This window comes from Photorhabdus africana (assembly GCF_035181445.1).
Lineage (GTDB): Bacteria > Pseudomonadota > Gammaproteobacteria > Enterobacterales > Enterobacteriaceae > Photorhabdus > Photorhabdus laumondii.
On the sequence record NZ_JAXBVE010000205.1, the window covers coordinates 1 to 379 of the forward strand.

Annotated in this window: 1 protein-coding gene; it reads left to right on the top strand. The window is 53.6% G+C overall.

Going from position 1 to position 379, the window contains the following annotated elements; translation table 11 throughout:
- Window positions 1-199 precede the first annotated feature (199 nt).
- Window positions 200-379: RHS repeat-associated core domain-containing protein (locus SLS51_RS23415; protein ID WP_323840864.1), on the top strand; the 180-nt coding region annotated here is incomplete at its 3' end.

Genomic DNA, 379 nt, shown 5'->3' on the forward strand with positions numbered 1-379 from the left:
GTTCGCGGCGGTGAGGGCAGTGGGACAAAGTGGCTCTTTAACAGGTTGTTATTAAAGAAAAAATCCCGACAAAAAAGTAGGGTTGTGTCGGGGTAGTCCCTAAGACCATCAGGGAACGGTGCGGGAAATCCTGACCGAGGCCGGGGAGCTGATATGGGCCGGACGACTGCTCACCTGGGGCGAGCCGGAATGCTGGCCGGTGCTGACGGTCAATGACCCGCGCAACCTGACGTGTAATTTCCGGTTCGCCGGTCAGTATGAAGACGAGGAAAGCGGTTTATTTTATAATCGGCACCGTTATTACGAGAGGGAAACAGGCCAGTACTTATCGCCAGATCCGCTAAACTTAAGGGGTGGCGTAAGTCCTTATAGTTACGTG